The 21,032-nt window shown below is 74.5% G+C and carries 15 protein-coding genes; 5 read left to right on the top strand and 10 right to left on the bottom strand.

Annotation, left to right across the window (positions count from 1 at the left end; all coding sequences use genetic code 11):
* The first annotated feature begins 35 nt into the window (after positions 1-35).
* Together ACZLMO_RS08770 and ACZLMO_RS08765 are read left to right on the top strand one after the other, a co-directional pair.
* Positions 36-1,694 carry a sensor histidine kinase gene (locus tag ACZLMO_RS08770; protein WP_425715188.1) on the top strand — a complete coding sequence of 553 codons (1,659 nt, stop codon included), beginning with the start codon at positions 36-38 and terminating at the stop codon, positions 1,692-1,694.
* Positions 1,687-2,376, top strand: coding sequence for a response regulator (locus tag ACZLMO_RS08765; protein ID WP_425715190.1), 690 nt, complete (start codon positions 1,687-1,689; stop codon positions 2,374-2,376). Before ACZLMO_RS08770 ends, ACZLMO_RS08765 begins: the two co-directional genes overlap by 8 nt.
* 111 nt (positions 2,377-2,487) lie before the next feature.
* Here ACZLMO_RS08765 and ACZLMO_RS08760 read toward each other — a convergent pair whose 3' ends face one another.
* The 4 genes from ACZLMO_RS08760 to ACZLMO_RS08745 form a co-directional block, all read right to left on the bottom strand.
* Positions 2,488-3,408: an anti-sigma factor gene (locus ACZLMO_RS08760; protein ID WP_425715192.1), complete on the bottom strand. Its 921-nt coding sequence runs from the start codon at positions 3,406-3,408 to the stop codon at positions 2,488-2,490.
* A 14-nt stretch (positions 3,409-3,422) separates the two neighbouring features.
* Entirely contained in the window at positions 3,423-4,013 is a 591-nt protein-coding gene (gene sigK / locus ACZLMO_RS08755) for an ECF RNA polymerase sigma factor SigK (protein WP_425715194.1), read from the bottom strand.
* A gap of 183 nt (positions 4,014-4,196) precedes the next feature.
* The gene (locus ACZLMO_RS08750; RefSeq protein ID WP_425715196.1) at positions 4,197-4,994 is read right to left on the bottom strand and encodes a vitamin K epoxide reductase family protein; all 798 of its coding nucleotides are present in this window, start codon (positions 4,992-4,994) and stop codon (positions 4,197-4,199) included.
* A 135-nt stretch (positions 4,995-5,129) separates the two neighbouring features.
* The gene (locus ACZLMO_RS08745) at positions 5,130-7,094 is read right to left on the bottom strand and encodes a metallophosphoesterase family protein (RefSeq protein WP_425715198.1); all 1,965 of its coding nucleotides are present in this window, start codon (positions 7,092-7,094) and stop codon (positions 5,130-5,132) included.
* A gap of 91 nt (positions 7,095-7,185) precedes the next feature.
* On the opposite strand from ACZLMO_RS08745, the gene ACZLMO_RS08740 reads away from it, so the two are divergent.
* The gene (locus tag ACZLMO_RS08740) at positions 7,186-8,667 is read left to right on the top strand and encodes a glutamate--cysteine ligase (protein ID WP_425715200.1); all 1,482 of its coding nucleotides are present in this window, start codon (positions 7,186-7,188) and stop codon (positions 8,665-8,667) included.
* A 93-nt stretch (positions 8,668-8,760) separates the two neighbouring features.
* Positions 8,761-10,017, top strand: coding sequence for an amidohydrolase (locus ACZLMO_RS08735; protein WP_463653523.1), 1,257 nt, complete (start codon positions 8,761-8,763; stop codon positions 10,015-10,017).
* A 130-nt stretch (positions 10,018-10,147) separates the two neighbouring features.
* Here the strand turns inward: ACZLMO_RS08735 and ACZLMO_RS08730 are convergent, their stop codons facing one another.
* From ACZLMO_RS08730 to uxaC, 6 genes are all read right to left on the bottom strand, one after another.
* A complete protein-coding gene (locus tag ACZLMO_RS08730; RefSeq protein WP_463653522.1) occupies positions 10,148-11,122 on the bottom strand; it encodes an NAD-dependent epimerase/dehydratase family protein in 975 nt (324 codons plus the stop codon).
* Entirely contained in the window at positions 11,119-14,019 is a 2,901-nt protein-coding gene (locus ACZLMO_RS08725) for an alpha/beta fold hydrolase (RefSeq protein WP_463653521.1), read from the bottom strand. Before ACZLMO_RS08725 ends, ACZLMO_RS08730 begins: the two co-directional genes overlap by 4 nt.
* An 8-nt stretch (positions 14,020-14,027) precedes the next feature.
* A complete protein-coding gene (locus ACZLMO_RS08720) occupies positions 14,028-15,062 on the bottom strand; it encodes a 3-oxoacyl-ACP synthase III (protein WP_463653520.1) in 1,035 nt (344 codons plus the stop codon).
* 98 nt (positions 15,063-15,160) lie between these two features.
* The gene (locus ACZLMO_RS08715; protein ID WP_463653519.1) at positions 15,161-16,675 is read right to left on the bottom strand and encodes a gluconokinase; all 1,515 of its coding nucleotides are present in this window, start codon (positions 16,673-16,675) and stop codon (positions 15,161-15,163) included.
* Complete coding sequence (locus ACZLMO_RS08710; protein WP_463653518.1) at positions 16,666-18,078, bottom strand: mannitol dehydrogenase family protein; 1,413 nt, start codon at positions 18,076-18,078, stop codon at positions 16,666-16,668. Before ACZLMO_RS08710 ends, ACZLMO_RS08715 begins: the two co-directional genes overlap by 10 nt.
* Entirely contained in the window at positions 18,075-19,508 is a 1,434-nt protein-coding gene (gene uxaC / locus ACZLMO_RS08705; protein ID WP_463653517.1) for a glucuronate isomerase, read from the bottom strand. Before uxaC ends, ACZLMO_RS08710 begins: the two co-directional genes overlap by 4 nt.
* Positions 19,509-19,606: 98 nt before the next feature.
* Here uxaC and ACZLMO_RS08700 point away from each other — a divergent pair, with 98 nt between their 5' ends.
* Positions 19,607-20,923: a nickel-dependent putative hexonate epimerase gene (locus tag ACZLMO_RS08700; protein ID WP_425715210.1), complete on the top strand. Its 1,317-nt coding sequence runs from the start codon at positions 19,607-19,609 to the stop codon at positions 20,921-20,923.
* Positions 20,924-21,032: the final 109 nt, after the last annotated feature.

The following is a 21,032-nucleotide window of genomic DNA, read 5'->3' as shown; positions in this document are numbered from 1 at the left end:
CGCGCTCGCGGAGCGTCGCGACCGAGGTGCTCGTCGTGCTCAGCGCTGTGGCGGTGCTGATGATGGCGATCTCGCTGGTGGCGGCCTACGACTCCGCGCGTCGGGAGGTGGAGGCGACCGCGGCCACCAAGGTGACGATGGTGGCCGAGACGATCGCCGCCACCGACGACGTCCTCGAGGGCCTGTCCTCCCCCGATCCCGCGGCCGCGCTCGAGGGTCTCGCCGCCCGCGAGCTCGAGCGCACCGCCACCGACTTCGTCGTCATCATGGCGCCGGACGGGACCCGCTACACCCACCCCACCGCGGACCGGGTGGGTGAGGAGTTCATCGGCACCATCGCCGAGGCCCAGCGCGGGGGCATCGTGCTCGAGCAGTACACGGGCACGCTCGGCCCCTCGACCCGGGCGGTCGTCCCGGTCCTGCAGGACGGCGAGGTCGTCGGCCTGGTCGCGGTCGGCATCACCCGCGACCGGGTCGCGGACAACCTGCGAGACGCCGTGCCCCGGGTGCTGCTCATCGGCCTCGCGGCCGGAGCGGTCGCCGCGGGGGCCGCCGTCGTGGTGGCGCGACGCGTGCGCCGGGAGACCCTCGGTCTCAACCACGTCGAGCTGCGCCGGCTGCACGACCACCACGAGGCGGTGCTGCACGCGGTCCGGGAGGGGCTGGTCATCACCGACGCCCGCGGCCGGGTGCAGGTCGCCAACGACGAGGCCCGTCGGCTGCTCGAGCTCGACGAGGACGTGGTGGGCCGGCTCGTCGACGAGCTGGACATCCCCGCGGACCTCCAGGACACGCTTGCCGGCTCGGACCAGCACGACCAGGCGCAGGTCCACGGCGGCCGGATCCTCCTGGTCTCGTCCACCGGGGTGGTCCGGGACGGGGAACGGATCGCGACCCTGACCACGCTGCGGGACCGCACGGAGCTCGAGCAGCTGACCGGCCAGCTCGGCACCGTGCACAGCCTCGCCGACGCGCTGCAGGCGCAGGCCCACGAGGCGTCGAACCGGCTGCACACCGTCATCACGCTCATCGAGCTCGACCGCACCGACGAGGCCCTCCACCTCGCCACCGACGAGCTGCGGGCCACCCAGTACCAGCGCGACCGGATCAACGCCGCGATCGAGGAACCGGCGGTCGCGGCGCTCCTGCTCGGCAAGGTCGCGCAGGCGTCCGAGCGCGGGGTCACCCTCGAGCTCGACCCGGACGCACACCTGCCGGCGGACGTGATGCCACCGCGGCAGACGGTCACCGTGCTGGGCAACCTCGTCGACAACGCCATCGACGCGGTGGCCGACCTGCCGGCCCCCGCCGAGCGCCGGGTGACGGTCGACCTGCAGGTGGGACCCGAGGAGGTGCTGCTGACCGTGAGCGACACCGGCCCGGGCCTGGAGGCCGAGGCCGCGGAGCGCGCCTTCGACCGGGGGTGGACCACCAAGGACGCCCCGCACGCCGCCCGTGGGATCGGACTCGCGCTCGTGCGGCAGACGGTCGAGTCGCTGCGCGGTCGGATCGCCGTCGACGACCCGCCGGGAGCCACCTTCGAGGTACGGGTGCCGCTCGGCGCCCCTCGCGGAGCACCTCTCGGGGTGCCCGCGGGGGCACGAGGCAGGACGACGAGGACACCGTCGCCGGGGGCGCCGGTCGCGGACCGAGGCACGACGACGAGCACGACGACGGGGGCGGACCGTGGATGACCTGCAGGTCCTCATCGTGGACGACGAGGACGTCGCGGTGACCGGCCACAGCGCGTACGTGGGGCGCATCCCCGGCTTCGGGGTGGCGGGCACGGCCCGCACGAAGCAGGACGCCCTGCGGTTCCTGGGCAGCGCACGGGTGGACCTCGTGCTGCTCGACCTCAACCTGCCGGACGGGCACGGGCTCGAGATCGCCCGGGCCATCCGCACGGCGAACCACCCGGCGGACGTCATGGCGATCACCGCGGCCCGCGAGATCGAGCTCGTGCGCGCCGCCGTCTCGCTCGGCGGCGTGGGGTACCTGCTCAAGCCCTTCACGTTCGCCGACCTGCGCGACCGCCTCGAGTCCTACCGCCGGTACCGGGAGGGCCTCGACTCCTCGGACGCCGCCAGCCAGTCCGGCGTCGACGCGATCTTCCGCGAGCTGCGCCGCCCCGTGCTCGCGACCGACAACGCCCCCAAGGGACTGGTCGGCGGCGTGCTCGACACGGTGATCGCCGCCCTGCGCGCGGGCGGTAGCGACGGCCTGTCCGCCTCCCAGGTCGGCGACGAGGTCGGGGTCTCACGCGTGACCGCGCGCCGCTACCTGCAGTACCTCGCCGACTCCGGCCGGGCACAGCGCGGGCAACGGCTCGGCGGGAGCGGGCGCCCCGAGGTGACCTACACGTGGGACGAACCCTGACCCGGGGCGACGGCGGTCACGCACAGGGCCACGTCCCGTGGCTGCGCCCAGGTGACGCCTCCGCCCTCGCGCCCGGGTCCCGGTCCGGGCCCGGCACATCCGTATCGCGCGCTACCCGCCCGCGAGCGTGACGATCGGGTCGGTCGTGGGGGCGTCGGAGCCTCCCGCCGGCTCGACGGTGACGCCGAGCGTGTCGCCGTCGTCGACCGCGGGCACCTCGGTGCGTGCCCGGCCGTCGTCGGACGTGAGGACGCCCGCCGACTGTGCGCCGGCGGCGTCGATCACCCACAGCTGGTAGTCGCGGTCGTCGTCGAGCTCGGGCAGCCCGGCGGCCACGAACACCGCCTCACCGTCCGCGACCACCGCGCCCGCGGTCCCGCCGCCGGCCACCTCCGCGACGACGAGCTCGCTCCCGGGGCTCGCGAGCAGGTCGTGGATCGCCGCGATCTCGTCCCGCGCCTCCTCCGCGCGCCGGTACTGCTGCACCGCGATCGCGCCGGTGACGACGAGGGCGACCGCGGCGGCCGCCGCTACGAGCACGCGCGGCAGGCGCCGACGACGGCGGGCCTCGGCGAGCTCGTCCCGAGGCGCGTCGCCGGCCCGGTCTCCTGCCGCGCCGCCACGCGCAGACGTGTTCGGCTCCCGCGCGCCCCGGTGCTCGCCGGGGTCGTCCGCGGGCGCAACGGGAGTGCCGTCGGCAGCGGTGTCGCTACCGGTGTCGGTGTCGTCACGCTCCTGCGGCGTCCGCGCGGCGGCGTCGAGCACGTGGTCGCGCAGCGTGGCCGGGGGCTCGATGCTGCCCGCACTCGCCAGCAGGGCCGCCGTCTCGCGCAGGGCGCGGGCCTCCGCCGCGAGCTCGGGGTCGTCCTCCACCGCACGCTCGACTCGCGCGCGTTCGGCGTCGTCGACCGCGTCGAGCGCCCACGCGTGGAGCAGGGCGTCGACGTCGTCGCTCGCGTCCGCGGGCTCGCGGCCGTCCCGCCCGCGCACGTCCGCACGGTCGCCCGCGCGCCGCGCCGCGTCGTCGTCCATCGCGTCTCCCCTCATCACGCCACCCCCAGGCAGGTCCGCAGCCGCGCGAGGCCGTCCCGGATCCTCGACTTGACGGTCGGCAGCGCGGCGCCGAGGTCGCGGGCGACCTCCCGGTAGGTCCGGCCGCCGAAGTAGGCGCGTTCCACGGCATCGCGCTGGACGTCGGTCAGCGAGCCCAGGCACTCCATCAGCAGCTCCCGGTCGTCGCGTCGCTCGACGGTCTCGCTCACGTCGTCGTACGGGCGCCCGTAGCCCCGCACGCCCGCGGTCTCGTCCCGGTCCCGCTGCGCCTGGACGGCACGCACCCGGTCGATCGCCCGGCGGTGCGCCATCGTGGCCAGCCACGCCGGCACGGTCCCCCTCGAGGCGTCGAACCGGTGGGGCCGCGTCCACACCTCGAGCATCACCTCCTGCGTGACCTCGGCGGCCAGGTCGGGGTCGCGCAGGACCCGCAGGCACGTCCCGTGGACCATGGGCGCCGTCTGGTCGTAGAGCTCGGCGAACGCCGCCTGGTCGCCGGTCGCGACCCGCGCCACGAGGTCGGCGAGGCGGCGCGCACGTTCCGCGCGGGTCTCGTCGCCACGGCTCCCGTTCGCGTCCGTCATGCCCGGCCCACGCACGTGCCCGCCGTGTCCGGACCTCGCTCGTACGGCCCGTGTCCGGACCTCGGTCGTACGGCCCGTGTCCGGACCTCGGTCGTGCGGGTCATGTGCGGCTCCTCGCCGTCGCGTCGGTGGGTCATCGTCACACGGGGTTCGGAGCCGACGTGCCACCGGACGGGAACACGCTCAGCGCGCCATGAGCATCCACTGGTCCCAGAAATGAACCAGCGCGTACAGGACGACGACCGCGTAGAGGGCGCCGGTGATGATCCACCGGTCGAGCACGAGGGTGCGGGTGAGCCGCTCGCCGAGCCGCAGGTGCCCGGCCTGCGCGGCCCGGGCGGGCACGTGGACGACGAGGGGGACGACCACCGCCCACACCACGAGGCAGTAGGGGCACAGCGCGCGGATCTCGTAGAACGCGGTGTAGACGAAGAACACGAGCGCGACGAGCGCGAACCCGACGCCGGCGGTCAGCAGCCACCAGAACCACCGGCCGAGCCGCCCGCCGGAGAGCAGGACGAGTCCGGTCGCCAGCAGCCCCCCGAACGCGGCCGTCCCGAGGATCGCGTTCGAGATCCCCAGCGCGTGCGCCTGCCACGTGGTGATGAACGTGCCGCAGCCGATGAGGATGTTGATGTCGCAGCCGAGGGCCGCGTTCGGATCCGCCGCCACGAGCAGCTCCGAGCGGACGAGCTGGATCGACGCCCACAGTCCCGCGAGGCCGGCGATCACCAGCAGGATCGACAGCTCGCGCGGGGCGCCGCCGGCGAGCTGAGCCGCGCTCGGCGCCGCGCGGTCGACGACGTCGCCCACCTCGTCGTCGTAGTCCTCGTCGTCGAAGTCGTCGTCGCCGAGGTCGTCGTCGTCGTGGGCATCCCGCTGACGATCCCCGCCGACGACGCCGCGCGCGTCGTCGTGGGTCCCGTTCCGGCGGCCGGCGGGAGAGGTGTCGCCGGGGCGGCGGGCACTGCGTGGGTTCACGCGGACAGTATGACTCCGCATGTGCCCTCGTCCGGTGCCGGGCCGATTCGTCCAGGCTGACGTGAGACAGCCGTCCGCGGCCCACCCGTCCTGAGTCGGTCGGCCGGCTCATCGGCCGGCTCGACGACCAGTGCGTCAGCCGCCCGAGGTCGAGGTCTCGCCGCCGTCCCCGTCCGACGGCTCGTCCGTCGGCGGGGGGCCCTCGGAGGGCACCTCGTCGCCGAACCCGCTCGGGCTCTCCCCCGGCCCGCCCGACCGGCTCTCGGAGTCGAGCTCGTCGCCGTCGACGTCCGTCTTGGGGATGGGCAGGTTGGCGGGCATGTCCGTCCAGTCGCTCACCTCGACGCTCGAGTCGGGCTGCAGGACGATCCGCCGGTAGCGCAGCGCCTCGCCGGTCTCGGAGTCGAACTCGATCTGCCCCATCGGCGCGGGTTCGCGCACCGCGCCGAGCGTCGGCACCCCCTGGCCCTGTCCGCCCGCGGCGCCCTCGACCCAGCGCACCCCGAGCCCGTCGACCTCGGGACCGACGTGCGTGTGGATGTGCCCGGACAGGGTGAGCGGCACGCAGCCGGTCCACGCCACGCGTCGTCCGCCGAACGCGTCGTGGATGACGGCGAGGTCGACCGGGTCCTCGTCGGCGAGCGCCTCGCAGGAGTCAGCGGCGATCCGCTCGGCCGTCTCCTCCCAGGTCTCGGACCGCTCCTGGACGGTGGGCTGGTCGAGCGTGGTGATCCGCGGGTCGGTGTCCCCGATGATCCGGACGCCGCCGACCTCGACGATCGACCCGTCGAGCACGGTCCAGCCGGCCCGCCGCATCTGGTCGACGGTCACGATCGAGTCGTGGTTGCCCGCCGCCACGACGTAGGGCGTGTCCTCGGGCATCGAGCTCTCGATCGCGTCGACGCAGAACTGCTCGATGGCGGTCCCGGCGATCGTCGTGTCACCGCCGTCGATGACCATGTCCGCCTCGACGAGGTCCGCCGCGTGCCCGACGACCTCGGCCGCGCCGACGTTGCAGTGCACGTCGGTGTAGAACATCGCCGTCGTCACGCCCTCGGGCTGCTCGCCGCCGGGCCCGGTGGACCACCGTCCCTGCTCCTCGAGGCCAGCCTCGAGCGACGCGGCGGCGTCCGAGGCGAACTCGGTGTTGCCGTCGTAGAAGAGCCGGATCGTCGGACCGTAGGCCTGGAGCAGGTCCCCCAGCCGGCCCGAGATCGTCGCGTCCTCGAGCGGCGTGCCGTGGAACGACGCGATCGTCACGCCCGGCGGCGAGTCGCTGCGGGTCGCGGGGATGATCACAGCGAGGGCCCCTACGGCGACGGCCGTCCCCGTGAGGAAGCCGACGACGGGGCGGTCGGTGACGACGCGGAACGACTGAGACCACGCCCCGTGGAGGCCGGCGTGGACGGCAGCGATCCCCGCGAGGGTGAGCGTCGCGATGAGGGCGGCGCGGGACAGGGCGTCGGTGACGATCGCTCGGGTCGGCTCGGCGAACGCCGCCTCGGGGTAGGCCATGAGACGCGCGTAGGACTCGGCGTCCGCCAGCAGGCCGGGCACGAGCCCGCCGTCGGTGCCGATCGTGGCGTCCGCCGGGAGCTCCTTGATGACCGCCGTGACCCCGAGCCCGGCCGGGAGCGGCGACGCGAGGACGACGTCCCCCGCCGGCCCCAGGTCGATCGTGATGTCGGAGTCGATGGTGACCTCGACCTCCGCGCGGTGCGGGCCCACCGTGGTCTCGACGTGGGCGGTCCCGATGCCGATCGCGAGGGAACCCAGAACGACGAGGAGCACGACGACGCCGGCCGCCCACCAGGGCATCGGGCGGCGCAGCTCGCCGGCCCGTCGCGCGTGCAGCTCGGCCACGGGCTCCTCGGCGCGCCCGTCGTCGTCGTGGCGTGCCTCATCGAGGTTCTCGTAGTCGGGCGCACCGTCGAGGTGGTCACCGTCAGTGCGCTCGTCGTCGGGCTCCTCGACCCGCTCGGACCGTTCGACGCGGTCCTCTTCCGGGCGGAACCGGTCGTCGTCGGGAAGCTCGTCGTCAGGGCGCTTCTCGTCGTCGGACGATGTCCGGCGCGCGCGATCCGCGTCGTCCGAGGTCATCGCTGCAGTCTAGGGGCGAGCGTCAGGTGCCCACGGAGCGGGCGGGTCGATCGGTCGCGCGCGGGAGGCCCCGCGGTGGGAGCATCTGGTCATGGGACGCGAGATCACGCAGACGAGCTATTCCGGCGCCGACCGGACGCGCTACCGCGCCAAGGTGGCGCAGTGCCTCGACGCGCTCGAGGTCATGCTCGCGCGCGGGCACTTCGCGGAGGACGTCGCGAGCACGGGGCTGGAGATCGAGCTCGCCCTCGTCACCGAGAGCGGGTCGCCGGCGAACGCGAACGCCGAGGTGCTCGCCGAGATCGCCGACCCCAGCTACCAGAGCGAGCTGGGCCGGTACACGATCGAGCTCAACGTCGAGCCGCGGGTCCTGTCCGGCACGGCGCTCACGGACCTCGAGGCGGACCTGCGCGCCACGCTCAACCACGCGCGCGACCGGGCGCGCGCACTCGGCACCGACATCGTCATGACCGGCATCCTGCCCACCCTCGGTCCCGAGCACGCCGAGCGGGACTGGATCTCCGACGACGAGCGGTACCTCGCGCTCGACACCGCCATCCGCATGGCGCGGCACGAGGACATCTCCCTCGAGATCGCCGGGCCCGAGCCGCTCGCCGCCACGTTCGAGTCGATCGCGGTGGAGTCGGTGTGCACGTCGACCCAGCTCCACCTCCAGGTGCGGCCGGAGCAGTTCGCCCGCTACTGGAACTCGGCTCAGCTGCTCGCGGGGCCGCAGCTCGTGCTCGGCGCCAACTCGCCCCTGCTGTTCGGGCACCGCCTGTGGGCCGAGACGCGGCCGGTGGTGTTCCTCCAGGCCACGGACACGCGCGCGCCGGAGCTGCGGCACCAGGGCGTACGGCCGATCGTCACGTTCGGCGAGCGGTGGATCACCTCGATCTTCGACCTGTTCGAGGAGAACGTCCGCTACTACCCGGCGCTGCTGCCCGAGACCACCGACGACGACCCGTTCGAGGTCATCGCCGCCGGCGGCACGCCCACGCTCGACGAGCTCACGCTGCACAACGGCACCGTGTACCGGTGGAACCGGCCGATCTACGCCGTGGCGGGCGGGCGGCCGCACCTGCGCGTGGAGAACCGGGTGCTGCCGGCGGGGCCGACCGTCGTGGACACCGTGGCCAACGCGGCGTTCTTCTACGGCGCCGTCGAGGCCCTCGTCCGCGAGGACCGGCCCACGTGGACGCGGATGCCGTTCTCCGCGGCGCGGGACAACTTCGAGGCCGCCGCCCGGCACGGGATCGACGCCCGGCTCAGCTGGCCGGGCGAGCTGGAGATCGACGGCCTGTCGCTCATCGAGGGGACGCTGCTGCCGATGGCGCGGTCGGGGCTGGCGAGCCTCGGGGTGGACAAGGACGTGGCCGAGCACTACCTCGGCGTCATCGCGCAGCGGATCGAGCGGCGGCAGAACGGGGCGTCCTGGCAGGTCGCCGCCGTGAGCGCGTACGAGGCCGGCGGGGTGACCCGCGAGGTCGCGATCGCCAAGATGCTCGCCGACTACCGCCGCAACATGGACACCAACACCCCCGTGGCGCTCTGGCCGGTGCCGCAGCCGTGAGCGCGGCGGCTGCGGTCGGTGACGCGGCCATGAGCGTCGCGGCAGCTCGACCGATGCCACAGCCGTGAGCGCGCCGGTGCGATGATCGAGGGCATGACCTCTGCGACCCCGTTCTTCCCCGTGCCCACCTCCGACCGCCCCGGCGCGACCGTGGCCCTGACCGGCGGGCTCGTCCGCCCCGTATCCGGCCCTGACATCGAGTCCGGCACCGTGCTCGTGGTCGACGGCGTCATCGCCGCGGTCGGTCCGGTCGGCGAGGTCGAGATCCCCGACGGCGTCACGCGGATCGACACCACCGGCCAGGTCGTGGTCCCCGGCTTCGTCGAGTCGCACGCGCACCTCGGCGTGTCCGAGGAGGGGCGCGGCTGGGCCGGCAACGACGTCAACGAGATGACGGGCCCGAACCAGGCCGGCGTCCGCGCGATCGACGCGATCGACATCGACGAGGAGGGCTTCCGCGACGCGCTCGCCGGCGGCGTGACGACCGCGGTGATCAAGCCCGGCTCCGGGAACCCGATCGGCGGCCAGACCGTGGCCATCAAGACCTGGGGCGGCCGCACGGTCGACGAGCAGGTGATCTCGGACGCCGTGTCCGTGAAGTCCGCCCTCGGAGAGAACCCCAAGCGCGTCTACGGCGAGCAGAAGGTCACGCCGTCGACCCGGCTCGGCGTCGCGAAGATCATCCGCGAGGCGTTCGTCGCCGCACGGAACTACGCCGCGAAGCGCGATCACGCCGCAGCCGAGGGCAAGCCGTTCGAGCGGGACGTGACGATGGAGGCGCTCGCCTCGGTCCTCGACGGCACCCTCGCCTGGGACCAGCACTCGCACCGGCACGACGACCTCGCCACCGCGGTGCGCCTGGCCGACGAGTTCGGGTACCGCCTCGTCCTCAACCACGGCACCGAGGCGCACAAGATCGCCGACGTCCTCGCCGAGCGCGACATCCCGGTGATCTACGGGCCGATGATCACGAGCCGCTCGAAGGTGGAGATCGTCGACCGCGCCACCCCGCACCTGGCCCAGATCGCGAACGCCGGCGTCCGGGTCGCCATCACCACCGACCACCCGGTGGTCCCGATCAACCTGCTCGTCCTCCAGGCCAGCCTCGCCGTCAAGGACGGGCTCGACCCGGAGACGGCGCTGCGCGCACTGACGACGAACCCCGCCGAGTTCCTCCGCCTCGACGAGCGCGTCGGCGCCCTCGAGGTGGGGCGCGACGGCGACGTCGTCGTGTGGAGCGGCGACCCGCTCGACACGACCGCGCACGTCGAGCGCACCCTCATCGCGGGCCGCGAGGTCTACACGCGCGAGGGCGGCGTAGTCGAGCGGGCCGAGCGCTTCGCGGGCTGACGCTCCACCCGGCGGGCCGGCCGCGAGCCGGACGGCCCGCCGGTGCGCCACGAGGCGCGACGTCCGCCGCACGTCGGGAGCTCCGCCGCAAGGCGGGGCACCGGGCGGCGCGAGGTACCAGGTCGGCGGGTCAGGCGCCGCGCTCGTGCGCCGCGAGGCGCGCCAAGCCTTCGTCGATCGTCACGGCCGGGGTCCAGTCGAGCCCCGCGCGGGTGCGCCGCTGGTCGAACCAGTGCGCCGTGGAGAGCTGCTCGGCGAGGAACCGGGTCATCGGCGGCTCGTCCGGGCCGGGGCGCACGGCCCACACGGCCTCGACGAGCGCCCCGGCCGCACGAGCGACCACAGCGGGCACGCGCCAGGCGGGCGGTCGCACGCCCGCGGCGAGGCAGATCCCGGCGAGCAGGTCGCCCACGGGCCGCGGCTCGCCGTTGGTGACGACGAAGGCCTCGCCGTGGGCGTCCTCGGCACGGTCCAGCGCGGCCACGAGCGCGTCGGCGGCGTTGTCCACGTAGACCGAGTCGATGAGGGCGGCCCCCTGGTCGAGCAGCGGCAGCCGGCCCGCGCGGGCCCGCTCGACGATCCGGCCCACCAGCTGGGTGTCCCCCGGCCCCCAGACCAGGTGGGGCCGGACGGCGACCACGGCGAGGCCCGGCCCGTCGGCCGCGAGCGCAAGCCGCTCCGCCGCAGCCTTCGTGCGCGCGTAGTGGCCGCGAGCGAGCTCCGGCTCCGCGCGCCCCGCCGGGACACCCACGAGGGAGTCGCCGGCGTGCGCGACCGAGGGTGAGGACACCTGGACGAACCGGGTGACACCCGCGGCCCGCGCCGCCGCGAGCAGCCGCCGGGTGCCCTCGACGTTGATCTCCTCGTACTCGCGGCGCGGCCCGCTCACCGAGACCTTCGCGGCGAGGTGCACGACGGCGTCGCGGCCCTCGACGGCGCGGCGCACGGCCTCGTCGTCGGCGAGGGACCCGAGCGAGTCGACGACGCCGGGCACGCCGGCCGGCCTGCGCTGGAAGGTGCGGACGTCGTGGCCGGCGGCCACGAGGCGCTCGGCCGTGCGACGCCCGAGCATGCCGCTGGCCCCAGTGACGAGGACGCGGTTCACGGCGTGCCTGCCCGTTCGCCGGCGAGGAACGCCTCGGCCCACCGCCCGATCCGGCCGCGCTCGAACTTGGCGTTGTGCCGGACGTCGGTCGGCAGCTCGGGCACCCGCAGCACGGCCGCGACGTCGATGCCCCGGTCGTCCCGGACGGCACCGCGCACGGCCCGCGTGAGGCTGGGCGTCGCGAGGTCGGGGCGCGCCCCGGCGCGCGGGTCGATCTCCGGATCGGTCTCGAGCACGACGACGACCTGCTGCACCCCGGCCGGACCGACCCCGACGGCCGCGGCCCGCGGTACGCCACGCACCCGCTGCGCAGCCTGCTCGACGGCGACGGGCGTGACGACCCCGGCGGGCGTGGTGACGGCGTGGCCGAGGCGCCCCTCGATCCACAGCCGGCCCGTCGCGTCGAGGTGCCCGACGTCGCCTGTGCGGTGCCATCCCGCGTGGTCGGCGCTCGCGGCCTGGGTGCCCCAGAGCCGGTCGTACCGGTCCTTGCGGTGGGGGCCGGTGACGAGGACCTCGCCGGTGACGCCGGGCGCGGTGGTCGGCTCCCCCGTGGCGTCGCCCGCGGCGTCGAGCGGGACGATCTGGACCTCGGCGCCGACGGCGGGCCGGCCGACGCAGGTACCGCCGCCGGCGCCGACGACGAGGTGGGTGGCCGAGCTGTCCTCGGTGGTGGTTGAGTCGCTGACGGCCGTGGTGCCTCGGGCGGCACCTCTGACGGCGGTGGTGCCTCGGGCAGCGTCTCTGACGGCCGCGGCGTCGTCGGCAGCCGCACGGATCCCGGGCAGGTCGATGTCGGTGACCGGCAGCATCTCGGTCATGCCGTAGGGGGTGTGCACGGCGGCGGACGGCATGACCTCGGCGACGCGCGCGAGCAGCTCGGGGGCGATCGGCGCGCCGGCCGAGAGGAAGAGCCCGACGCCGGTGAGCGCGGCGCGCTGGTCGTCGTCGAGGGCGTCCGCCGTCCGCAGGACTCCCTCGAGGGCCGACGGCGAGGTGAAGACGGCGGTGGCGCGCCCCGCGGCGACAGCGTCGGCCAGCGCCGTCGCGGTGAGCGTGGCCGGCGCGGTGACGTCCATGTCCGGGGTGACCGCGACCGAGCCGAGCGCGGTACCGATGAGCGCGAACGGAGCGAACCCGGCGACGAACGACGCGCCCGGGCCGAGGTCGTAGGTCGCGGCCAGGGCGTCCCGCATGCCGGCGAGGCGGCGGTGGGTGTAGACGACGCCCTTGGCCGGGCCGGTCGACCCGGAGGTGAAGAGGATGGCGGCGTCGTCGTCGGGGTCGGGGGCGCCGGGGAGCACCGCGCCGGTCCGCTCGAGCTGCGCGCCACGGGCGACGAGGGTCTCGACGTCGCTCTCCACCCCGAGGACGCGCGTCCGGGCGGGAGACAGCTCCGTGGCGGCCACGCGCCGGCCGGGCCAGCCCAGCAGGCGCGCGCCGACGAGGCCGCGCTCGATGCCGATGATCAGATCCGGGTCCGCGCCACGCAGGGCACGGCTCATGCCGCGCAGGCCGAGGCCCTGGTCGGCGAGGACCACCACCGCGCCGAGGCGCAGGCAGGCGAACAGGGCGGTCGTCAGGCCGACGCCGGGAGTGACGAGCAGGCTGACCCGCTGACCGGGTCGTACCCCGAGGTCGTGGAGGCCGAGCGCGAGGTGGCGGGCCCGCGTGGCGAGATCGCGCCAGCTCACCGTGTCGGTGCCCGCCGGAGAGAGGGACACGACGGCGGGATGATCGCTGTCCCGGTGCTCGTCGAGGACCGCGGTGAGCGGTCGGTACGCAGGGGTGCGGTCGGCTGCCTTTCCTGTCGGCGCGCCGGAGGTCGACGCACCGTCGCGGGCCGCGTCGTCGTCGGGCCCGGGCGTGGTGTCGACGGATTCCGCGGGTGTGCCCTCGGACGCGAGGGTCGGTGCCCCGTGGCGGTCGCCGTAGGTCGCGCCGAGCCAGCGCACGACGGTGCCGGCGACGTCGGCGTCCTCGGGAAGGAGGTGGCCGGCCCCCTCGAACCGGTGGACGTCGGCGTGCGGCAGGCGGGCGAGCAGGTCGCGCAGGTAGCGCTCCTGGAAGACGGGGTCGCGCGGTCCCCACATGACGAGCGCCGGGACGTGCAGCCGGGCGGTGCCCGCGGCGATGCGGTCGAGCTCGGCGCGGCTCGGGTGGTCGGCGGTCGCGGGGATGTCGGCGACGAAGTCCGCGATCGCGGCCCGCTCGTCGGCCGTGCAGTAGGGCGCGCGGTAGGCCCGCCGGACCTCGGGCGGCAGCGGCGGGTCGGCGAGGGAGAGGGTGGCGTCGAGGAACGCGGTCGTGCCGCGGGTGGCCCACCCGTGGACCGCGCGGTGGCCCGCGAGGCGCAGGAGGCCGGGGATCGGTGTGGCGCCGTCGTGGTGGACGGCCGTGTTGGTGAGGACGATGCCGGCGAGCAGGTCGGGGTGGTCGACCGCCCAGCCCAGCGAGACGACGCCGCCCCAGTCGTGGCCCACGGTGACGACGGGCGCCGTGAGGCCGAGCTCGTCGGTGAGCGCGCCGAGGTCGGCGACGCGGTCGGCGAGGCCGCGCCGGCGGCCGTCGCGCGCCGAGTACCCCATGCCGGGCTGGTCGACGGCGACGACGCGCCACCCGAAGTCGGCGCCCTCCCGCAGGAGGTCGCGCCACAGGTAGGACCACGTGGGGTTGCCGTGCACGGCGAGGAGGGTGCCGCGGGCGGGGCCGACGAGGTCGGCCGCGTTGTCGAGGACGTGCCAGGAGGTGGGCCGCTCCCCCGGCGGGCCCGGCACCGTGGCGTGGCGGCTCCAGCGCGGGTCCACACCGGGGAGGTCGGGCAGGCGCGGCCGGTCGGGCGAGGGGGCCGTGTCGCGCGGGTCGGGTCGGTCGTTCGGTTCGATCAGGTCGGGCACTGCGCGCGTCACCAGGCGAGCTCGAGCATCGCGGTGTTGAGTCCCGAGCCCACGCCCATGCACAGCACGCGGTCGCCGGTCTCCAGCTTCTCCGACTGCGCGGCGAGGGTCATCGGCAGCGACGCCGGACCCACGTTGCCCCAGTGGGAGAACGTGATCGGCACGCGGTCCGCGGGCAGGTCGATCGCGTCGATGACGGCCTTCGTGTACGGCGTGGAGATCTGGTGGGTGACGTACCGGTCCATGTCGGTCCAGTCGAAGCCACCGACGTCGTGGGCCTCCCGCCAGGCATCGGTGACGAGGGCGAGCCCGCCGTCGAGGAGCCCCTTGGTGTCGGTGAACATCCCGTCGAGGTCGCCGACGCACAGCTCGTGGTGCTCGGTGCCGGCGCGGCTCACCCCGCCGACGACCCGGTGGCTGCCGGGGTGCCGCTCGGCGGGCCCGAGGACGGCGGCCGCAGCCCCGGCGCCGAGGGTGAGGGAGGCGAACTCGCGGTGGTAGTCCTCGCGGGTCGCACCGGGGCGGCCGAGGCGCTCGATCGTCGTGCGCTGGGTCTCGCGCGGGTCCTCGCTGTTGACGATGAGGGCGTACTCGATCTGACCGGCGTCGATCATCGTGGCGGCGAGCATGATGCCGTTGACGAACCCGAGGCAGGCGTTGGCGAGGTCGAAGTTCATCGCAGAGCTCGGCAGCGACAGCCCGTCGTGGATCCGCACGGCGACCGACGGCTCGAGGTGCGTGCGCGTGACCGACGTGTTGATGAGCAGGCCCACGCGCGAGGGCTCGATCCCCGCGTCGGCGAGCGCCTTCGCGCCCGCCTCGATCGCCGGGTCGTCGAAGAGCGTCCCGGGCTCCCACCAGCGCCGCTCGACGACGCCGGAGACCCGTTCGAGCATGTGGTCCGGGATCCGCAGCCGCCTGCGGGTCTCCGCCAGCTCGTCCTCGAAGTGGGTCGAGGGCACCCGCACCGGGGCCTCGATGTGCGTCACCGACAGCACCGCGGTGTCGCGGTACCGGAAGCTCGCGTTTCCTACGTCCGTCACCTCCTCAACCTAGGCGGGCGGCGGGAGCCGCGCAGGTCGAGCCGCTCTCGGCGAACACGGTTGCACCCGGTACCGACCGGTGAGAACGCCCGCTCGGGTCAGCCGCGTGCGTCGGCCAACGCCCCGAGGTGCCCGGCGAGCTCCCCGTAGGCGCGCAGGAGGTCGAGGGTGCGGCCGCGCATGTCGGCGTAGGTCGCGACGTCCTCGGCGGGGACCTCGACCGGCGCGTCCACCCCGCCCGGGGGCGCGACCTGGGCGAGGGCGCCGGCGAGGTCGTCCGCGCGGCCGGTGGCCAGGACCGCGAGGGCCACGGACCCGAGGGCGGAGCCCTCGGCGTCGTCGGTGGGGACGAGCGGCCGCCCGAGCGCGCCCGCCATGCTCGTGCGCCACAGCTCGGAGCGGAAGACCCCGCCGGTGCAGCGGACCTCCGTGACCGGTGTGACGCCGTCGAGCACGTCGACGAGGTCGGCCATCTGGAGGCACACGCCCTCGACCGCGGCCCGGAGGAAGTGCTGGCGGCCGTGCCCGTGCCGGACGCCGAGGAAGGCGCCCGTGAGGTCGGGGTCCCACAGGGGTGCGCGCTCGCCGAGGAGGTAGGGCAGCATGACGAGGCCGTCGCTGCCGGGCGGGGCGGTGGCCGCCAGGGCGAGGGCCTCGGCATCCCGCGCCGTGCCGTCGGCCTGCGGGAGGAAGCTCTCCGCCGCCCACCGCGCGACCACGCCGCCGTTGCTGATGGCGCCGCCGACCACCCAGGCGTCGTCGGTCAGGGCGTAGCAGAACAGGCGCCCGCGCTCGTCGGTGCGCGGCTCGGGCACGACGGTCCGCACGGCGCCGCTCGTGCCGATGGACATGCCGGCGACGCCGGGCTGGATCGCGCCGGTGCCGAGGTTGCCGAGGGGGCCGTCCGTGGCGCCGACGTTGACGGGCGTGCCGGCCGGGACACCGGTGGTCCGCGCGGCGTCGGTCGTGACCTCGAGCAGCGCGGTCGTCGAGAGGATGTCGGGGAGCTGCTCGCGCTCCACGCCGGCGAGCTCGAGCGAGGCCGGCGACCAGTCTCGCGTGGTGAGGTCGAGCAGGCCGGTGGCGGACGCGGTGGACAGCTCGGTGACGACCCAGCCCGTGAGGTGGAGCAGGACGAGGTCCTTGAGGCCGACCCAGCGGTAGGCGCCGTGCAGCGTGGCGGCGTCGTTGCGGCCGAACCACATGAGCTTGGTCAGCGGGCTCATCGGGTGCACCGGGGTTCCGGAACGGGCGAGCAGCCCCGCCGCCCTGCCCTCGCGGCGCAGCTCGGCGGCCTCCGCGTGGGAGCGCGTGTCCGCCCAGGTGATGAGGTCGGTGACGGGGCGCAATCCGTCGTCGAGCCCGATGAGCCCGTGCATGGCCGTGCCCACGCCGAGGACGTCGACCGTCCGGTCACCGGCCGCGGCGACCACCCGGGCGAGGACCGAGTCGACGGCGCCGAGCAGCTCGCCGGGGTCCTGCACCTGCCACCGCGGGTGCGGGGAGGCGAGGTGGTACTCGGCGGTCGCGGCGGTGCGCCAGCCGGTGGCCGGGTCGACCGCGACGGCCTTGGCCGCGGTGGTGCCGACGTCGAGGCCGACGATCACTCCCACGGCGTCGTCCCCCTCCCCGCCGAGGTGTCGCCCGGGCCGCCGGGCGCCTCGAGCGCCTCGAGCTCGCGGGCCACGGCGCCGTGCAGCTCGTCGTCACCGGCGAGGTCGGGGACGAGCTCGCCGAGGACGTGGGCGACCGCCTCGCCGGCCGGACCCGCGGCGAGCTCGCGCCAGCGGTCGCCGTGGACGTCGTTGACGGGGACGCCGCAGCCGCGCAGGTGGGTGATCCAGGCGGCGACGGCCAGGACCGCACCGCCCGGCAGGCGGCCGGCCTCGCGCGCGGCGCGCAGCACGGGGACGTGGCGGACCGGCAGCTTCTGTGAGCCGTCCATCGCGATGCGGGCCAGGGAGTCACGCATCCGCGGGTTGGCGAAGCGCTCCCCAAGTGCGGCCCGGTAGGCGTCCAGCTCGTCGACCGGCAGGTCGAGCGTCGGCACGGCGTCGTCCCACAGCTCCTCGACCCACGCACGCACCTGCGGGTCGCCGAACGCCTGGTCCACGGTCTCGTGGCCGAGCACCGGGCCCGCGTAGGCCATGAGCGAGTGCGCGCCGTTGAGGAGGAGGAGCTTGCGCCGCTCGTAGGGCTCGACGTCGTCGACGATCGTCGCCCCGGCGTCCTCCCAGCGCGGCCGCCCAGCCGGGAACGTCCCGGCCACGACCCACTCGCTGAACGGCTCGGTGGTCACGGGCGACGCGTCGACGACGCCGAGCTCGCGCTCGACGAGGGCCGCGTCGTCGTCGGTGGCGGCGGGGGTGATCCGGTCGACCATCGAGGCCGCGAAGTCGACCCCCTCGGCGACCGACGGCTCCGCGCCGAGAGCCGCGAGCAGGTCGGTGACGACCCGGCGCAGGACCTTGCCGTTACCCGGCAGGTTGTCGCAGGACAGCAGGGTGATCGGACCGGCGCCGGCGGCGCGCCGGGCGATGAGGCCCGCGGCGAGACGGCCGGGTGCGGTGCCGACGGATGCGGTCGGGTCGGCGCGCAGGGCCTCGACGTCGGCGGCCACGCCCTCGTGCGCGAGGTCGAGCCCGCCGTCGGGGCCGCGCAGGTAGCCGGCCTCGGTGACGGTGAGGGTGACGACGGCGACGTCGGGGTCGCGCAGGTAGCCGAGCCACGCGTCGTGGTCGTCGGCGGCGTGGACGGCGACGACGGAATCGATCACCTCGAGCTCGTCGCCGTCGGGCCCCCGGGTGACGAGGGTGTAGCGGCCGCCCTGCGGGGCGAGCGCCTCGGCCGCGGCGGGGCTGCGGCCGGTGAAGGCGGCGTAGCCCCAGTCGGCGGAGTCGGGGCTGTGGTGGGTGTACCAGGCCTGGTGGGCGCGGAAGAAGTTGCCGAGCCCCACGTGGACGAGGCGGACCGGGGCGGCCGGGTGCTCCGGGCCGCGGGAGAGCCGAGCGCTCACAGCTTGAACACCTTTTTCGGGATCGTGGTGACCAGATCGAGGGCGGTCGCGGCCGCCTCCTCCTCGGTGAGGCGGTGGGTGGAGACGAGCTCGGCGAGATAGGCGGCGTCGAGGCGGCGCGACATGTCGTGGCGCGTGGGGATCGACAGGAAGGCCCGGGTGTCGTCGATGAAGCCGGACGTCCGGTAGAAGCCGGCGGTCTCGGTGACCGCGCCGCGGAAGCGGCGGATGGCCTCCGGGGCGTCGATGAACCACCACGGCACGCCCGCGTAGAAGGACCGGTAGAAGCCGGCCAGCGGGGCGACCTCGCGGGAGAACACCGTCTCGTCGATGGTGAACAGGACGAGGTGGAGGTCCGGGTGGTTGCCGTAGCGCCCGAGCAGCGGGCGCAGCGAGTCGGTGACCTCGACGGAGACGGGGATGTCGGAGCCGACGTCGTGACCGTACCGGGCGAGGTTGTCGACGTCGTGGTCCCGGCGCACGCCCGGGTGGAGCGTCATCACCAGGCCGTCCTCGGTCGCCATGCGGGCGGTCTCGCTCATCATGTGGCGGCGGAACGCCGTCGCCTCGTCGGTCGTGGCCTCGCCGCGCAGCGCCGCGGCGTAGATCCGCTCGGCGTCGGGGGTCGCGAGCGGCTCCGTGCCGAGGTCGAGGTGCGAGTGGTCCGAGGAGACCGCCCCGTTGTCCCTGAAGTACCGGCGCCGGGCCTCGATGGCGGCCACGTACCCGGCGTACGTGCCGGTGTCGGTGTCCGCGGACTCCCCCAGGCGGCGGACGAGGTCCGGCCAGTCGCCCCGGGCGGGCTCGAGAAACCGGTCCGGTCGGAAGGTGGGGACGACCCGGCCGGTGAACGTCGGGTCGGCGGCGAGCGCGCGGTGGGCGGCGAGGTCGTCGAGCGGGTCGTCCGTGGTGGCGAGCACCTCGATCCCGAACCGCTCGAACAGCGCACGGGGGCGGAACTCGGGCGTGGTCAGGGCCTCGGCGACCTGGTCGTAGACCGTGTCGGCGTTGGCCGCGGACGGTGCCTCGGTGATCCCGAAGACGTCGGCGAACGTGGTGTCGAACCAGTACTTGACCGGCGTGCCGCGGAAGAGGTGGTAGTTCTCGAACAGGATGCGCCACGCCTTGCGCGCCCCCGCCTCGTCGAGCTCGAGCGGCCCGTCCGGCCCGCGGCCGAGGTCGCTGAGCTCCGCGCCGTTCGCGTGGAGGAGCCGCAGCACGTAGTGGTCGGGGACGAGGAGCAGCGACGCCGGGTCGGGGAACGGCTCGTCGTCGACCAGCCAGGCCGGCGGGACGTGGCTGTGCGGCGAGATGATCGGCAGGTCCTTGGTGCTCGCGTAGAGGCGTCGCGCCACGTCCCGCACGGCCGGATCGGCGGGGAGCAGGCGGTTGGGGTGCGCGAGCATGGAGTCGTGGGCGTCGTCGCTCATGCCAGCATCGTCCCGAAGACCCACGGGGATGGCCACAACGTTGCCAACCGTTGCCAACCGGTGGCGCGACGGGCACCGCTCGGGCCATGCTCTCCCGCATGACGTGGTTCAAGGACGAAGCCCGGTTCCTCTCCCGCGAGCGCATCGAGGAGCTGTGCGACCGCATGATCGACGAGGCCGTCGACCGGCTCTCGATCGCCGAGCTGCGGCGCGTGCTGCTGCTGCCGCCGGACCTCACGCGCGCGCACTCCGGCACGGGGTGGATGACGGAGTACCTGTACAAGCGGCTCGACGCCGCCGGCGCCGAGGTGCACGTCATCCCCACCCTCGGGCAGCACGTGCCGCACACGCGCGAGGACAACGAGTGGATGTTCGGCTCGATCCCCGAGGAGCGCATCCACGCGCACGACTGGAAGAACGGGGTCACCAATGTCGGCACCGTGCCGGCCGAGGTCGTGCGCGAGGCGACCGGCGGCGCCGTCGACTGGGAGATGCCGGTCGATCTCAACACGATGCTCGTGACCGAGCAGTGGGACCTCGTGGTCAACGTCGGCCACGTGGTCCCCCACGAGGTCCTCGGGTTCGCCAACCACAACAAGAACTACTTCATCGGGCTCGGCGGCAAGCGCCTGCTCGGCGCCTCGCACATGGCCTCGGCCGTGTACGGCATCGAGAACAACCTCGGGAACCTGCTCACCCCCGTGCGGCAGTGCTTCAACTACGCCGAGGACCACTTCCTCGCCGACCTGCCCGACGTCTACCTCCAGGTCGTCATGGACTACGACGACTCCGGCGCGCTGCGGCACACCGGCGTCTACGTCGGCGACGACCTCGAGACCTACCTCGAGGCCGCGCGTGCCTCGCAGGAGCAGAACATCACCCAGTTCGACGAGCCGGTCGACAAGATCGTCGCCGTCATGCAGGCCGACGAGTTCCGGGCCACGTGGGTGGCGAACAAGGCCGTCTACCGCACGCGCATGGCGATCGCCGACGGCGGGGAGCTCCTCGTCATCGCCCCCGGCGTCGAGCGGTTCGGCGAGCAGCCCGAGGTCGACGCGCTCATCCGGAAGTACGGCTACATCTCGCAGTCCGAGGCGGTCGAGCTCTATCAGAGCCAGGCCGACATGCAGGACATCCCCCATGGGACCGCGCACCTCCCCCACGGCTCGTCCGAGGGCCGGTTCACCATCACCTACGCGCCGGGCAAGCTCACGCGCGAGGACATCGAGGGGGTCGGGTACCGATACATGGACGTCGACGAGGCACTGACCCGGTACGACCCGGAGGTCATGGTCGACGGGTGGAACACCATGCCCGACGGCGAGCGCGTCTTCTACATCTCGACCCCGTCCGCCGGCCTGTGGTCGACGCGCGCCAAGCTCGACCAGCGCGCCACCCACGAACGCCACGAGTGAGCGGCTTTCGGCCTGGCGAGTGAGCAGACCTCCCCTCACCACCACCCCCTCCGACGACGACGAAGCGGGCCCCGCACCCTGATGGGTGCGGGGCCCGCTCACGCGTGAC

The organism is Georgenia sp. G2120, from assembly GCF_055326485.1.
This window is presented reverse-complemented; position numbering and strand designations above follow the sequence as displayed.

Bases quoted from the DNA above. Each gene is read 5' to 3' on its own strand.
- ACZLMO_RS08760 (WP_425715192.1), bottom strand. From the start codon at position 3,408: ATGGACGACGACGCGGCGCGGCGCGCGGGCGACCGTGCGGACGTGCGC.
- ACZLMO_RS08735 (WP_463653523.1), top strand. From the start codon at position 8,761: ATGACCTCTGCGACCCCGTTCTTCCCCGTGCCCACCTCCGACCGCCCC.
- ACZLMO_RS08745 (WP_425715198.1), bottom strand. From the start codon at position 7,094: ATGACCTCGGACGACGCGGATCGCGCGCGCCGGACATCGTCCGACGAC.
- sigK (WP_425715194.1), bottom strand. From the start codon at position 4,013: ATGACGGACGCGAACGGGAGCCGTGGCGACGAGACCCGCGCGGAACGT.
- ACZLMO_RS08700 (WP_425715210.1), top strand. From the start codon at position 19,607: ATGACGTGGTTCAAGGACGAAGCCCGGTTCCTCTCCCGCGAGCGCATC.
- ACZLMO_RS08740 (WP_425715200.1), top strand. From the start codon at position 7,186: ATGGGACGCGAGATCACGCAGACGAGCTATTCCGGCGCCGACCGGACG.
- uxaC (WP_463653517.1), bottom strand. From the start codon at position 19,508: ATGAGCGACGACGCCCACGACTCCATGCTCGCGCACCCCAACCGCCTG.